Here is a 14243-nt window from a genome sequence, read left to right as displayed (position 1 = left end):
GATGGGGACCTGGGGACAAGTCGACAGAACGGCGCGACAAGGTCGACAAATCGCCCGGGTGGCTCAGGTTTCGCTCTGGGGAGCGGGAGGTGAACGGTGTCACCCCCGTATCGCCGATCAACTCTTTGGGGCGAGTCATTCCCACCCGAATGAGTGTGTGAGGGTGGTTTGAGCCCTGATTCGTCCCGGCCATCCACCGATCAGGAATGATCTATTCCTGTGTCCACAGAGACGGCACACAGCCTGTGGATAAGATCCGGGTCCCAGCAATTCCTGTGGACAAGAAGCCCCTCCAGGCCAGCTCAGGGCCCGCCCGACCGCCGGCATTCTGTCCCTTTTCAGGGAATGGGACCGCTTTTATTGACGCTCCCAGAAGGGTCACTTCCGGTCAGCCGTCAAGACTTATCCATTCGTTGCAATTAGGACATAGCGACACGCAGCGTGATATCGGTGTGATCCCAGGAAGCCCAGCCCGGTAGCCTGGAGGGGTGATTGACCTCCGGCTGCTCCGTGAAGACCCTGACCGTGTCCGCGCCTCGCAGCGCGCCCGTGGAGAGGACGTCGAACTCGTCGACGCGCTGCTCTCCGCCGACGAGCGCCGCAGGTCCTCCGGCATGCGCTTCGACGAACTGCGCAATGAGCAGAAGACCCTCGGCAAGCTCATCCCCAAGGCCTCTCCCGAGGAGCGGGCCGAGCTGCTGAAGAAGGCCGAACAGCTCAAGCAGGACGTCAAGTCCGCCGAGGCCGAGCAGAACGAGGCCGACGAAGCCGCCAAGCAGCTTCTCCTCCAGCTCGGCAACATCGTCCACGAGGACGTGCCGGTCGGCGGTGAAGAGGACTTCACGGTCCTGGAGACGCACGGCACCATCCGGGACTTCGCCACCGAGGGCTTCGAACCCAAGGACCACCTGGAGCTCGGCGAGCTGCTGGGCGCCATCGACGTCGAGCGCGGAGCCAAGGTCTCCGGCTCGCGCTTCTACTACCTGACCGGTGTGGGCGCCCTGCTGGAGCTGGCGCTGGTCAACGCGGCCATCGCCCAGGCCACCGAGGCCGGCTTCATCCCGATGCTGACCCCGGCGCTGGTCCGCCCCCGCGCCATGGAGGGCACCGGCTTCCTCGGCCAGGCCGCCGAGAACGTGTACCACCTGGAGAAGGACGACTTCTACCTGGTCGGCACCTCCGAGGTCCCCCTCGCCGCGTACCACATGGACGAGATCATCGACGCCGAGAAGCTGCCGCTGCGGTACGCCGGCTTCTCCCCGTGCTTCCGCCGCGAGGCCGGTACGTACGGCAAGGACACCCGCGGCATCTTCCGCGTCCACCAGTTCGACAAGGTCGAGATGTTCTCGTACGTCGCGCCGGAGGAGGCCGAGGCCGAGCACCAGCGGCTCCTGGAATGGGAGAAGCAGTGGCTGACCAGCCTGGAGCTGCCGTTCCAGGTGATCGACGTCGCCACCGGTGACCTGGGCGCCTCCGCCTCGCGCAAGTTCGACTGCGAGGCGTGGATTCCCACCCAGGGCAAGTACCGCGAGCTGACCTCCGCCTCGAACTGCGACAGCTTCCAGGCCCGCCGCCTGTCGATCCGCTACCGCGACGGCAAGAAGACCCAGCCGCTGTCCACGCTGAACGGCACCCTGTGCGCCGTACCGCGCACGATCGTCGCCATCCTCGAGAACCACCAGCAGGCCGATGGTTCGGTACGCGTGCCCCCGGTGCTCCGTCCCTACCTCGGCGGCCGCGAGGTCCTGGAGCCGATCACCAAGTGAGCCCGGCCCCGTTCCCGTACAAGCTCGTCGCGACCGATCTCGACGGCACGCTGCTGCGTGGCGACGACACCGTCTCGGAACGCACCCGTGAAGCGCTCGTCGCGGCCACCGCGGCGGGCGCGGCGCACATCATCGTCACCGGTCGGGCCGTGCCCTGGACCCGGCACGTACTGGACGATCTCGGCTACAAGGGGATCGCCGTCTGCGGGCAGGGCGCACAGGTCTACGACGCGGGTGCGCACCGGCTGCTGACGTCGGTGACTCTGGACCGGCAGCTGGCCGGTCTGGCGCTGTCGAAGCTGGAGGCCGAGATCGGTCCGCTGGCCCTCGCGGCCAGCCGGGACGGGGTGGACGGCGAGGTCCTGTTCGGGCCCGGGTACCAGGTGCAGGAGGGCCTTCCGGCCATCTACCTGGACGACACCAAGGCGCTCTGGACGGCTCCGCTGAACAAGCTCTACATCCAGCACCCCGAGCTGGACGACGACGCCCTCGTCAAGGTGGCCCGGGAGACCGTGGGCAGCCTGGTCGACATCGTCATGGCGGGTCCCGGCATAGTCGAGATCCTGCCGCTGGGGCTGACCAAGGCCACGGGCCTGTCGCTGGCCGCGCGCCGGCTGGGGGTGAAGGCGGCGCAGACGATCGCCTTCGGTGACATGCCCAACGACATCCCGATGTTCGGCTGGGCCGCGCACGGGGTGGCGATGGCCAATGCCCATGCCGAGCTCAAGGCCGTGGCCGACGAGGTGACGACCTCCAACGAGGAGGACGGCATCGCGGTGGTGCTGGAGCGTCTGCTGGGCGCCGGGTAGAGCGCACGACGTAGGAGAAGGTCCGGGACAGCCCGCGCCGCGAGGCGCGCTCGAAGTGGCTGTCCCGGACCTTTTGTTGCTCCCCGCACGACTCACTCTGCACCCGGCGCAGGTCCCTTACCAGCGAATTTCCGCGCATCAGCCGTGGAACCGGCGGCGGCGCCAGTAGGCGACGGTGAGGATGCCCAGCAGCGGGCCCCAGAGCAGCAGCGGCGCGTAGGACAGGTCGAAGATCCGCAGGGCGAGGCCGGTGGGGGCATCGGGATTCGCGGCGTTGGTCTCGCTCCAGGTCCAGGCGCCCAGGACCGTGATGCCGGTGAGCGCGATCACGCCCAGCGTCGCGGGAACCACCGCCACCAGGGGGTGGATCCGGCGTCCGCCCAGCACGGGGATCCAGCCGGGCACCTCCTCGCCCCAGCGCTGGACCAGACCGAGGCTCAGCAGGCCCAGGCACTCCTGCAGGACGCAGACGAAGATGAGGACCAGGGACGCGGGCCCCGGGTAGTACGAGTGGTGCAGATCGCTGCCCGGGCCCCAGCCCATGGGAATGCCGACCGCGATCGCGAGCCGCCACACGCAGCTGGGAAGCACGGTCAGCGAGGTGAGCCTGGCGAGCCGGCGGAGCCGCGGGGAGACTCCGGGTACGGTCTGCGAGGCGCGAGCGGCGGTGTTGGAGGTCATCTGCCAAGTCCTTTTCAGGGGCTACTGGTTGGTGACTCGAGCCTGGTCGGACGAGGCCTTCGGAACCATCCGCCGATCAGCAGGCCGGCGGGTCCCATGACGTCGGCGCTGCTCTGCCGATCGGCAGATGGCAGGTCTCCGGGGTGCGCTCGTAAGGTCGGGTCATGACCGTCAACCTCCGTGCCGCGTATGCCCCGTTACTGGCCCTTGCCGGCGTCGTCGGTCTCCTCGCGGTGTTCCTGGGTGCGCCCCCGGCGTGGTTGCTGATCTGGGTGGGTCTGCTGCTGCCGCTGCTGGCCCTGGTGGCCCGCTGGTCCCCGGTGCGTTCGGGGGCCGTCGCGGCCTCGCTGGGGGTGACGGCCGTCGCGGTGTGGCCGGTACCGCTGATGTGGGGGACGGCTTCGTGGCTGGAGGCCTGCGGGGCGGCGGCGTTCTGGGCGGTGCCCGCGCTCGGGGCCCTGGCGGCCGGGGGATATCTGCGCCGTCAGGCGAGCCGGATGCGCCAGGCCGTCCGTGACGGCCGGCGTGACCAGCAGCTGGAACTGGCCCGGGATCTGCACGACTTCGTGGCGCACGACGTGAGCGCCATCGTGGTGCAGGCCCAGGCGGCCAGGTTCGTGGCGGACAAGGACCCCGAGCAAGCGGTCCGCGCGCTGGAGCGGATCGAGGCGGCGGGGCTCGGGGCTCTCGCCTCGATGGACCGCACGGTGCACGCGCTGCGGGAGGCGGCCGGTGCGCGGTCCGCCTCGGTCCCCGGGACCGCGGAACTGCCGGAGCTGGTGGAGCGGTTCGAGGGCGGGGTACTGCAGGCCGATCCGGCGGTGGTGAGGGAGTTGTCACGGGAGGCGGACACCACGGCCTACCGGGTGGCCGTGGAGGCCTTGACGAACGTACGCCGGCACGCGCCCGGGGCGGCGGTCGTGCGGGTACGCCTGCACCGGACCGCAGGAGGGGTCGAGCTGAGCGTGGCCAACTCCGCGCCGCCCCGTGGCGCGGGCGGCCTGAGGGGGCTGGGGCTGCGGCGGCGGGGCGGAACCGGGCTGGCCGGTCTGCGCGGCAGGGTGGAGGCGGCGGGCGGGACGCTGCAGGCCGGCGCGAGCGCCGACGGCGGATGGCGGGTTTGTGCCGTCTTCCCGGCGCAGGAGCGCACCCTCGGGTGATCATGGCGGCGTGACCACACGCATCCTGATAGCCGACGACCAAGAGGACATTCGCAGCGGTTTCCGGCTGATCCTCGATTCACAGCCGGACATGACCGTGGTGGGGGAGGCTGCGGACGGGGAGAGCGCGGTGGCGCTGGCCCGGGAGCTGCGGCCCGATGTGGTGCTGGCGGACATCCGGATGCCGCGGCTCGACGGGCTGGAGGTGACCCGACTGCTGGCGCCGCAGACGCGGGTGGTGGTGGTGACCACCTTCGACCTGGACGAGTACGTGCACACCGCGCTGCGCAACGGCGCCTGCGGCTTTCTGCTGAAGCGGTCCGGGCCTGCGCTGCTCATCGAGGGGGTGCGGGCGGCGATGGCGGGGGACACGCTGATCAGTCCTCAGATCACGGTGCGGCTGCTGAGTCGGCTGACGCAGGCGGGGCAGGTCGCCCGTCCGGTGGCACATCCGCTGACGGCGCGGGAGGTGGAGATCGTGCGCCTGGTGGCGCGGGGGCTCACCAACGCCGAGATCGGCGCGGAATTGTTCATCAGCGCGGGGACGGCCAAGACCCACATCGCGAACGTCCAGGCCAAGCTGGGGGCCCGCAACCGGGTGGGAATCGCCGCCTGGGCCTGGGAGCACGGTGTCGCCCCAGCGGAGCCGGAGACTGAGGCCGGCTAGTGCTGTGGCACACCCTGGATCCTCGTCATGTTTCACGTGAAACGACGCTGTTCATGTTTCACGTGAAACGACGTTGCGGGTGAGCGGCCAGGCGAGCAGGCCGACGGAGAGTGCGATGGCGTGGCCGAGGTCCGTGAAGGTGCCGCCGGTGACCAGGGGCATCCCGAAGAAGGCGACCGCTCCGGCCAGGTAGAACCATCTCCAGGGACCGGGGAGCCGGTAGGTGAGGACACCGACGGACGCCGCGAGCCCGTAGCTGACGCCGATGTCGACGACGTGGGTCATGCTGTGCGGGGCCCGGTGGTCCTGGATGGCCGTCAGGAGGATCTTCTGGCTGATCAAGGTGGCGACGACGTGGGCGGTCGCGACGATCAGGAGCCAGCGCAGGGTGCCGAGCCAGCGTTCGACGGGGGCGTGGAACAGCTCGAAGAGCACGGCGTAGAGGGCGAGAGAGGCCGGGTTCGCGATCCAGAAGGCACTGCTGACGAGTGCCCGGACGGGGTATTTGACGAGCTGGTTGATGTTGCTGCTGTTGCGGTGGAGCAGGACCTTGTCGACCTGGTCGGGGGCGATCGCGACGATGATGCTGGTGACCGCGATGATCAGCAGCCACATGTGCGTTCCGGGCGAGGAGCGTATCCAGGACCGCAGTGGCCTGGACGGCTCCGGCTCGGTGTGCGCGACCATGCACCGATGATGCCGCGCGAACCTGTGCCCCGCCCGGCCGGTGGGCCGGGCGGGGCACAGGTTCGCGTGTGGTGCGGCGGACTTACTCCTCGCCCGCCAGGGTGAGGCGGCGAAGCTTCTGGCCCGCGTAGACGGTGGCGCCGACGGTGACCGCGCAGAGCAGGATCACGGCGGTGGGAAGGCCGACGGTGGCGTCGACGTACCCGTTCCCGGCGACCTTCTCGGCGACGGACAGGGCCCACTGCTGGACGCTGAGGGTCTTGGCTCCGGAGACCAGGCTGCCGAAGAGCGACTCCCAGATCAGGGCGTAGACCAGGCCGAAGACGACGGCGTGCCGGCTGACGGTGCCGAGCAGCAGGAACAGCGCGCTGTAGGCGATCGAGGCCACGAGGGCGGCGATCGTGTACGCGACGGCGATCTGCTGGCCGTTGCCGTTGAGGATGAATCCGGCGATCAGGGTGGGGATCGCCGAGAAGACCATCGTGACGGCGATCGCCACGGTCAGCTTGGTCATGATGATCGTCGGACGCTTCACCGGCTTGGCGAGCAGGTAGACGATGGAGCCGTCGTCGATCTCGGGTCCGATGGCTCCGGTGCCGGCGATGACACCGATCAGCGGAACCATGGTGGCGAGGGCGAAGCCGCCGAGGAGGTCGGCCGCCACCTTGTCGTCCACGCCGACGAAGGCGCGGACGACGAGGGCGATGACGATCAGCAGGGCGGGCAGCGCGAAGAGGATCAGCGCGCGGCGCCGGCCGAGCAGGGCCCGGTAGGTGAGCCGGGCGACGGTGGGTTCGTACATGAGTGCCAGCTCCTTTCAGGCCGCGACGAGGTAGGAGAAGACCGACTCGAGGGACTCGTCGGAGGGCGAGACCGTCAGCAGCCGGATGCCGTGTGCCCGGGCCACGCGGGGCAGCAGCTCGGTGAAGCGGCCGAAGTCGACGGCCTGGATGCGCAGCGCGCCTTCCTTGAGGTCGACCTCGATGCCCGCGGTGGAGGGGTCGGCGATCAGGGCCGCGGCGAGGGCCCGGTCGTCGGAGGAGCGGATGAGGTAGCGGTGCGGGCGGTCCGTCATCAGGCGGCGGATCTTGCGGAAGTCGCCGGAGGCGGCGTGCCGGCCGGCCACGACCACCTCGATGTGCGAGGCGAGCTGCTCGACCTCCTCCAGGATGTGGGAGGAGAACAGGACGGTGCGTCCTTCGTCGCCCATGCGCCGCAGCAGGTCCATGAGCTGCATGCGCTGGCGCGGGTCCATGCCGTTGAACGGCTCGTCGAGGAGCAGTACGGACGGGTCGTGGACGAGGGCCGAGGCCATCTTCACGCGCTGGCGCATGCCCTTGGAGTACGTGGAGATCTTGCGGTCCTGGGCGTACTCCATCTCGACGGTGGCGAGCGCCCGCCGGGCGGCCGCGTCGTCGAGGCCGTGGAGTTCGGCGTTGGCGACGACGAACTCCCGGCCCGTGAGGAAGTCGTACATGGCCTCGCGCTCGGGCACGACGCCGATCTGCTTGTAGACCTGCTCGTTCTGCCAGATCGGTGCGCCGTCGAGGGTGACGGTGCCCGTGGAGGGAGCGAGGAAGCCGCCCATCATGTTGATGAGGGTGGACTTTCCGGCGCCGTTGGGACCGAGCAGCCCGGTGACGCCGGGGCCGATGCTCATGGTCACGTCGTTGACGGCGACGACGTTCCCGAACCAGCGGGAGGTGTGGTCGATGTCGATGGTGGTCACAGCCCGGCCTTCCGGTAGCGGGCCATCAGGGCGGCGTAGGAGCCGACGATGAGGCCGAGGGCGACGAGCAGGTAGACGACGCCGGTGCCGGCCGAGGGGCCCTCGCCGCCGGGGAAGGCGGAGGTAGCGTTCAGGAACGCGGTCTGCACGCCGTCGATGAGGGTGATCGGGGAGAACAGGCCCATCCACTCGATGGCTCCCGTGTTCCCGGTGCTGTAGGCGATCCCCTGGACCGCGGTCACCGCGCCGAACGGGATCAGGAGGACCGCGATGATCGCGGCGACGCCGAACCCGCGGCGCGGGGTGAGCGCCGCCATGACCAGGCCGAGGCCCGCGAAGAGCAGCGACAGCAGCAGAACCGACACGAGTCCCTGCCCGAATCCTTCTGTCTGGTGGCCGAAGTCGAACTTCGCCAGGAGCGAGCCGATCCACATGATCAGCAGCGGGGTCGCGGTGAGGATGAACAGGGCCGAGGCCATGGCGGCGTACTTGGCCACGACGTAGTCGACGCGCTCGATGGGCCGCGAGAAGTAGAGCGGCACCGTCTTGAAGCGCAGGTCCCGCGAGACCGACTGCGGCGCCTGAGACGCGAGGAAGAGGCCGATGATCACCTGCGTGGTCAGGGCGTACGTCGTGTACTTGATCGGCAGGTCGGTGGAGCCGGGTACCGCGATGGCGACCGCGACGATGATCAGCGCGGGTACGCACATCACCGCGAAGAGGATCATCGGGAGGACCTTGGACTTGGCGGAGCGGCCGAGTCCGAAGGCGCCGCGCAAGGACTGCGAGAACAGCGACTTGCGGGCGTAGGCGCGGCCGAGCCGGGGTCCGTCGTAGGACCGGTAGCCGATGTTGTGGATCTGGGTCGAGGTGTCAGGCGCCATCGGAACCGGCTCCCTTCTGCTGGACGGTGGAAGAGGGCTGGTCGTTGTCGCGGAAGACCTCCGCGATGTGGTGACGGCGCTGCTCCATGCGGACCAGGCCGATGCCCAGGTCGGCGACGGTGTCGCGGACGGTGTCGTACGTCTGCTCGCCGGTGGCCTCGACGAGGAGGATGTGGCCGGCTCCGGGCAGGCCCTGCTCCTCTCCGACGTGCAGGGTGACGCCTACCTCGGTGAGCGCCTTGCGCAGGGCGGCGGTGCCGTCCGGGTGGGTGTCGGAGTCGGTGACCTCTACCGCGAGGGTCGTGGTGATCTGGGTGAAGTCGCTGGTGGAACTGGAGCGCAGCAGCTTGCCGCCGTCGACGACGACCACGTGGTCGCAGGTCCGCTCCAGCTCGCCGAGGAGGTGGGAGGTGACCAGGACGGAGATGCCGAAGTCGGTGTAGATCCGGCGGATCAGGCCGAGCATCTCGTCGCGGCCGACCGGGTCCAGGCCGTTGGTCGGCTCGTCGAGGAGGACCAGCTGGGGGTCGTGGACGAGGGCCTGGGCGAGCTTGACGCGCTGCTTCATGCCGGTGGAGTAGCCGCCGATGGGGCGGTAGCGCTCCTCGTACAGTCCGACGTGGCGCAGGGTGTCGGCGGTGCGCTCGCGGGCCGCGGTCGGCGGCAGCCCGGACATGCGCGCCATGTGGACGACGAACTCGGTGGCCGAGACGTCGGGTGGCAGGCAGTCGTGCTCGGGCATGTAGCCGACGCGTTCACGGATGGCGCTGCCATGCGTGTGGACGTCGAGGCCGAGCACGGCGGCGCTGCCCTCGGTGGCGGGGGACAGTCCCAGCAGGATCTTGATCAGCGTGGACTTGCCGGCTCCATTGGCACCAACGAGGCCGGTCACACCAGGCCCGATGTCCAGGGAGAGCCGGTCGAGGGCGGTCACTCGGGGGTACCGCTTGCTCAGGCTTTCGGTCGCGATGACAGTCACGGGTTCGACGTTAGTGGCGCCGCTCCCGCGAAACGTCAGACCTGGAGCTGGATCCCGTCTCAGCCTTCAGGCGTACATGCCCGTACTGGAGGCTGATGTGGACCCGACAACTTTGTCCACAGGTCCGTGCACGACCCTTGACGTGATCTCCGGTCATTGTCACATTCATCAGTGTCAACTTACGTGCGCGTACGGCTACACGGATGGACGGGCTGACATGGCTGGGGACACCAAGCAACGCACCGCGCGACCCTCCAGACGACCATCCGCCGATCTGAGCGGCTTCAGAGAGGTGCAGCGCCTCTCCTACGAGTGCGCCGAGGCCGTCGCGGCCCAGCTGCGGCCCGGGGTGACCGAGCGCGAGGCCGCGCGGATGCAGCGCGAGTGGCTGCGGGAGCGCGGGGTACGGGACTGGTTCCACCTGCCCTTCGCCTGGTTCGGGGACCGCACCGCCTTCGCGGACTTCAGGATCCCGCTGCAGTTCTTCCCGACCAATCGGAAGCTGGAGCCGGGGATGCCGTTCATCCTCGACATGGCGCCGGTCTACAAGGGGTACTCGGCGGACATCGGCTATTCGGGCAGCCTCGGGCTCAACCCGGTGCAGGACCGGCTCATGTCCGATCTCCAGGCGCACCGCGTGCTGATCCTGGAACAGGTGCGCGAGCGCCGCTCCCTGCGCGAGATCTACGAGAACGTCGAACGGCTGATGACCCGGCAGGGGTACGCCAACCGGCACCGCGCCTATCCCTTCGGCGTGATCGCACACAAGATCGACCGGGTCAAGGAGCGGCGCTGGTCACCGACCGCATTCGGCTTCGGCACCCAGTCCCTCAAGGGACTGGCCAGTGATGTCCTGCACGGCCACCGTGAGGGCTGGTCCCCGCTGTGGAGCCCGTACCACTTCTCCGACCATCCGCCGCAGCCCGGCCTGTGGGCGGTGGAACCACACCTCGGATTCCGGGGTACCGGCGCGAAGTTCGAGGAGATCCTGGTCGTCACCGACTCCGGGGACCCCGAGGAGAGCGCGTTCTGGCTGGATGACGATCTGCCGCACGTGCGGCGCTGGGCCGAGGAGAAGGCAGCATGAGCGACATGGCGGGAGCGGAAGCGGTGGGTCTGGCGGGTGCGCGCGAGCGCCGGGTGAGCACCGGTGGGGTCGAGCTGTGCGTCGTCGAGCTCGGTGAGACGGGCCGGCCGACGGTGCTGCTGGTGCACGGCTACCCGGACAGCAAGGAGGTCTGGTCCGAGGTCGCCGAGCGGCTCGCGACCCGCTTCCACGTGGTGCTCTACGACGTACGCGGCCACGGGCGCTCCACCGCGCCGCAGCCGCTGCGCGGGGGCTTCACCCTGGAGAAGCTGACCGACGACTTCCTGGCGGTGGCGGACGCGGTCAGCCCGGACCGGCCCGTGCACCTGGTCGGCCACGACTGGGGCTCCGTACAGGGCTGGGAGTTCGCCACGGTCGCCCGCACCGAGGGCAGGATCGCCTCCTTCACCTCGATGTCGGGGCCGTCCCTCGACCACTTCGGGCACTGGATCAAGAAGCGGATGACGCGGCCCACCCCGCGGGCGGCGGCGCAGCTCCTCGGCCAGGGCGCCAAGTCCTGGTACGTCTACATGCTGCACACCCCCGTGCTGCCGGAGCTCGCCTGGCGCGGGCCGCTCGGCAAGCGGTGGCCCGCGATGCTCCAGCGCATCGAGAAGGTGCCGCCCGGCTCCTATCCGACGGCCTCACTGCCTTCGGACGCGGCGCACGGAGCCTGGCTCTACCGCGACAACGTGCGGCCGCGACTGCGCCGGCCGCGCGCCGACGCGTACGCCCACGCACCCGTGCAGTTGATCACCCCGACCGGGGACGCCTTCCTGTCCGAGCGGCTCTACGACGGTCTGGAGCGGTGGGCCCCCGACCTGCTGCGGCGGACCCTGCCCGCCAAGCACTGGGTGCCCCGGACCCGGCCCGACCAGCTGGCCGCCTGGATCACCGAGTTCGTCACCGACCGGGAAGAGCCGGCGACGCGGGCACCGGAACGGAAGGCTCCGGGCAGGTACGCCGACCGCTTCGCAGGCCAGCTGGTCCTGGTGACCGGCGCGGCCAGCGGCATCGGCCGGGCGACCGCCTTCGCCTTCGCCGAGGCCGGGGCCCGGGTGGTCGTCGTCGACCGCGATGCGGAAGGCGCGGCGCGCACGGCCGACATGGCACGGCTCGTCGGCGCCGCCGAGGCCTGGGCCGAGTGCGTGGACGTCAGCGACGAGCAGGCGATGGAGAAGCTCGCGGCGAAGGTCGCCGCCGAGTACGGAATCGTCGACGTCCTGGTCAACAACGCCGGGATCGGGCTGTCCGGCGCCTTCCTCGACACCACCGCCGAGGACTGGAAGAAGGTCCTGGACGTCAACCTGTGGGGCGTCATACACGGCTGCCGGATCTTCGGGAAGCAGATGGCCGAGCGCGGCCAGGGCGGCCACATCGTCAACACCGCCTCCGCCGCCGCATACCTGCCGTCGAGGACCCTGCCCGCCTACAGCACCTCGAAGGCCGCGGTACTGATGTTGTCGGAGTGCCTGCGCGCGGAACTGGCCTCGAAGTCGATCGGCGTCTCCGCGATCTGCCCGGGCATCGTCAACACCAACATCACCGCCACCTCGCGCTTCGCCGGGGTGGACGAGGCCGAGGAGAAGCGCCGCCAGGAGCGCTCCTCGCGGCTGTACGGGCTGCGCAACTTCCCGCCGGAGAAGGTCGCCGACGCGATCCTGCGGGCGGTGGTGCGCAACGAGGCCGTCGTGCCCGTGACGCCGGAGTCCAAGGGCGCCCTGTGGATGTCCCGTTTCGCCCCGCGTGCCCTGCGGCGCATCGCGAGGCTGGAGCCAAAGCTGTGAGCGGGGCTGCGGACCGGATCGGCCGGCACCCGATCGGTCCGCGCCGGGTGGCCTTCGAATGGAAGACCACCCCCCTGCACTGGATACCGGACGAGCCCACCGCCACCCACGTCATCAACGTGCTGCACCTGCTGCTGCCCGCCGGGGAGCGGTGGTTCGTCAGGGTCCTCAAGGAGGGCCTGCCCCTGGTCACCGACCCCGAGCTGCGCAGTGACGTCAAGGGGTTCATGGGCCAGGAGGCCACGCACAGCGTGCAGCACTCGTACGTTCTGGACCACCTCGCCGAGCAGCGGCTGCCGACGGAGGCGTACACGCGGCACGTGGACTTCCTCTTCGAGAAACTGCTCGGGGAGACCCCGCCGTTCGGGGTGCCGGTCACAGCGCGGGAGTGGCTGCGCTTCCGGCTGGCCGTGGTCGCCGCGATCGAGCAGTTCACGGCGGTCCTCGGGGACTGGGTGCTGCGGGCCGACGGGCTGGACCGGGCCGGGGCGGACGAGATCATGCTGGACCTGCTGCGCTGGCACGGGGCGGAGGAGGTGGAGCACCGCTCCGTCGCCTTCGACATGTACCAGCACTGCGGGGGATCCGGTCTGCCCCGCTACGCGCGCCGCGTCGAGGGGATGGTCGTGGTCGCGCCCGTGCTGGCGTGGCTGTGGGTGTGGGGGGCCTCGTACCTCATACGCAACGACCCGGAGCTGGGCGGCCGGCTGCGCTACTCGCTCGGTGCGCACAACCGCGCGGTGGCCAAGGGCCTGCTGCCTCCGTGGAGAGAGCTCGCCATGGCCATACCCCGCTACTTCCGGCGGTCGTACCATCCCTCGCAGGAGGGCTCGCTGCGCAGGGCGGTCGAGTACCTTGCGGCTTCACCTGCCGCCCGGGCCGCGGCGGGCGCGGTCGGCCGAGCCGCGATGTCGTAGGGAGCCGGGATTGTCCGATCAGGCGGTAGCCGAGTACCGGATCGAGGATCTGGCACATCACAGCGGGGCGACGGTGCGCACGATCCGGGCGTACCAGGACCGTGGCCTGCTGCCGAAACCGGAGCGGCGGGGCCGTTCCAATGTCTACCGGGACACGCATCTGGCGCGGCTGCGCCAGATCGCCGACCTGCTGGATCGCGGCTACACCCTGGCCTCCATCAAGGAACTGCTGGAAGCCTGGGACGCGGGGCGCGGTCTGGGCGGCGTACTCGGGCTGGTCGCCGAAGTGCACGGGCCGTGGACCGACGAGGAGGCGGCCCGGATCAGCCGGGACGAGTTGAACGAGCGGTTCGGCGGCCGCCCGGACGACGACGCCGTGGACGAGGCGTGCGAGCTCGGAGTGCTGGAGCGGATCCCGGGGCGCCCGGACCAGTTCCTGGTGCCCTCCCCGCAGGAGCTGGCCGTGGCCGCCGAGCTGTACGCGGCCGGGGTGCCGCTGCCGGCGATCACCGGACACCTGCGGGAACTGCGGGGACAGGTGGAGCACATCGCCTCGCGGTTCCTGGAGTTCACCACCGAGCACGTCTTCGCGCGCTACCTCGGGCAGGTGCCGCCCACGGACGCGGACGCGGCGGAGGCGGCGACGATGGTGCGGCGGCTGCGGCCGCTGGCCCAGCAGACCGTGGACGCGGAGCTGGCGCGGGCGATGCGGCTCTTCGCGACCCGGCACCTCCAGCGGCACCTGGGGTCGGCGGGCGCACCCGGGCCGACGGGGCCCTCGCCGGTGGCGCTGCCGGCCGGAACGGTACGGGCGGTGCAGGATCTGGTCGGTGCCGACCATGTGGCGGAGTTCGTCCGGGCCGCGACGGAGCGGGAGCTCCAGGCCCGGACGATGAACGATCTGGCGCGCCGCGGCGAGCGGTGACGCCCGGGCGGGCGGTCACGGCGGAGGGCCCGGTCACGCCCGGTCGGCCCGGTCGGTCAGGTCGGCCCGGTCGGTCAGGTCGGTCAGGTCGGTCAGGTCGGTCAGGTCGGTCAGGTCGGTCCCGTACGGTCCGGTCCGGTCCACAGGTTCCACAGGGCGGATCAC

14 protein-coding genes are annotated in these 14243 nt (G+C 70.2%); 8 read left to right on the top strand and 6 right to left on the bottom strand.

What is annotated here, in order from left to right; translation table 11 throughout:
- The first annotated feature begins 488 nt into the window (after window positions 1–488).
- Together serS and ACZ573_RS23865 are read left to right on the top strand one after the other, a co-directional pair.
- Entirely contained in the window at window positions 489–1766 is a 1278-nt protein-coding gene (serS, locus tag ACZ573_RS23870) for a serine--tRNA ligase (RefSeq protein ID WP_471307272.1), read from the top strand.
- Window positions 1763–2575, top strand: a complete 813-nt coding sequence (locus ACZ573_RS23865) for an HAD family hydrolase (RefSeq protein WP_471307270.1) — start codon at window positions 1763–1765, stop codon at window positions 2573–2575. The genes serS and ACZ573_RS23865 overlap by 4 nt, the downstream gene beginning before the upstream one ends.
- A 138-nt stretch (window positions 2576–2713) precedes the next feature.
- Here the strand turns inward: ACZ573_RS23865 and ACZ573_RS23860 are convergent, their stop codons facing one another.
- Window positions 2714–3256, bottom strand: coding sequence for a hypothetical protein (locus tag ACZ573_RS23860; protein ID WP_471307268.1), 543 nt, complete (start codon window positions 3254–3256; stop codon window positions 2714–2716).
- 164 nt (window positions 3257–3420) lie between these two features.
- Between ACZ573_RS23860 and ACZ573_RS23855 the strand changes: the two genes are divergently transcribed.
- Both ACZ573_RS23855 and ACZ573_RS23850 read left to right on the top strand, forming a co-directional pair.
- Window positions 3421–4416: a sensor histidine kinase gene (locus ACZ573_RS23855; protein WP_471307267.1), complete on the top strand. Its 996-nt coding sequence runs from the start codon at window positions 3421–3423 to the stop codon at window positions 4414–4416.
- A 10-nt stretch (window positions 4417–4426) separates the two neighbouring features.
- Window positions 4427–5083, top strand: a complete 657-nt coding sequence (locus ACZ573_RS23850; RefSeq protein WP_471307265.1) for a response regulator — start codon at window positions 4427–4429, stop codon at window positions 5081–5083.
- A gap of 51 nt (window positions 5084–5134) precedes the next feature.
- Here ACZ573_RS23850 and ACZ573_RS23845 read toward each other — a convergent pair whose 3' ends face one another.
- From ACZ573_RS23845 to ACZ573_RS23825, 5 genes are all read right to left on the bottom strand, one after another.
- On the bottom strand, window positions 5135–5770 hold the full coding sequence (locus tag ACZ573_RS23845) for a rhomboid-like protein (RefSeq protein ID WP_471307263.1): 636 nt from the start codon (window positions 5768–5770) through the stop codon (window positions 5135–5137).
- An 82-nt stretch (window positions 5771–5852) separates the two neighbouring features.
- Complete coding sequence (locus tag ACZ573_RS23840) at window positions 5853–6572, bottom strand: ABC transporter permease (RefSeq protein ID WP_301369137.1); 720 nt, start codon at window positions 6570–6572, stop codon at window positions 5853–5855.
- A 15-nt stretch (window positions 6573–6587) separates the two neighbouring features.
- Entirely contained in the window at window positions 6588–7499 is a 912-nt protein-coding gene (locus ACZ573_RS23835; RefSeq protein ID WP_471307261.1) for an ABC transporter ATP-binding protein, read from the bottom strand.
- Entirely contained in the window at window positions 7496–8383 is an 888-nt protein-coding gene (locus tag ACZ573_RS23830) for an ABC transporter permease (RefSeq protein ID WP_471307259.1), read from the bottom strand. Before ACZ573_RS23830 ends, ACZ573_RS23835 begins: the two co-directional genes overlap by 4 nt.
- A complete protein-coding gene (locus ACZ573_RS23825) occupies window positions 8373–9362 on the bottom strand; it encodes an ABC transporter ATP-binding protein (RefSeq protein WP_471307257.1) in 990 nt (329 codons plus the stop codon). The genes ACZ573_RS23830 and ACZ573_RS23825 overlap by 11 nt, the downstream gene beginning before the upstream one ends.
- Window positions 9363–9579: 217 nt before the next feature.
- On the opposite strand from ACZ573_RS23825, the gene ACZ573_RS23820 reads away from it, so the two are divergent.
- Genes ACZ573_RS23820 through ACZ573_RS23805 form a run of 4 tightly spaced genes read left to right on the top strand, consistent with a single transcriptional unit; the run spans window position 9580 to window position 14078 of the window.
- Window positions 9580–10449 carry a M24 family metallopeptidase gene (locus ACZ573_RS23820; RefSeq protein ID WP_471307254.1) on the top strand — a complete coding sequence of 290 codons (870 nt, stop codon included), beginning with the start codon at window positions 9580–9582 and terminating at the stop codon, window positions 10447–10449.
- Between the two features lie 5 nt (window positions 10450–10454).
- The gene (locus ACZ573_RS23815; RefSeq protein ID WP_471307488.1) at window positions 10455–12236 is read left to right on the top strand and encodes an SDR family oxidoreductase; all 1782 of its coding nucleotides are present in this window, start codon (window positions 10455–10457) and stop codon (window positions 12234–12236) included.
- Window positions 12233–13153 carry a metal-dependent hydrolase gene (locus ACZ573_RS23810; RefSeq protein ID WP_471307253.1) on the top strand — a complete coding sequence of 307 codons (921 nt, stop codon included), beginning with the start codon at window positions 12233–12235 and terminating at the stop codon, window positions 13151–13153. The genes ACZ573_RS23815 and ACZ573_RS23810 overlap by 4 nt, the downstream gene beginning before the upstream one ends.
- Window positions 13154–13163: 10 nt before the next feature.
- Window positions 13164–14078: a MerR family transcriptional regulator gene (locus tag ACZ573_RS23805; protein WP_468119529.1), complete on the top strand. Its 915-nt coding sequence runs from the start codon at window positions 13164–13166 to the stop codon at window positions 14076–14078.
- Window positions 14079–14243 lie beyond the last annotated feature (165 nt).

It is taken from the genome of Streptomyces sp. NPDC040545 (genome assembly GCF_055595065.1).
Note: the sequence above shows the minus strand (reverse complement) of the source record. Positions and strands in the feature narration are given on the sequence as shown.

Coding starts and splice junctions, on each gene's coding strand:
- ACZ573_RS23860 (WP_471307268.1), bottom strand. CDS start 3,256: ATGACCTCCAACACCGCCGCTCGCGCCTCGCAGACCGTACCCGGAGTC.
- ACZ573_RS23855 (WP_471307267.1), top strand. CDS start 3,421: ATGACCGTCAACCTCCGTGCCGCGTATGCCCCGTTACTGGCCCTTGCC.
- ACZ573_RS23845 (WP_471307263.1), bottom strand. CDS start 5,770: ATGGTCGCGCACACCGAGCCGGAGCCGTCCAGGCCACTGCGGTCCTGG.
- ACZ573_RS23840 (WP_301369137.1), bottom strand. CDS start 6,572: ATGTACGAACCCACCGTCGCCCGGCTCACCTACCGGGCCCTGCTCGGC.
- ACZ573_RS23830 (WP_471307259.1), bottom strand. CDS start 8,383: ATGGCGCCTGACACCTCGACCCAGATCCACAACATCGGCTACCGGTCC.
- ACZ573_RS23820 (WP_471307254.1), top strand. CDS start 9,580: ATGGCTGGGGACACCAAGCAACGCACCGCGCGACCCTCCAGACGACCA.
- ACZ573_RS23815 (WP_471307488.1), top strand. CDS start 10,455: ATGGCGGGAGCGGAAGCGGTGGGTCTGGCGGGTGCGCGCGAGCGCCGG.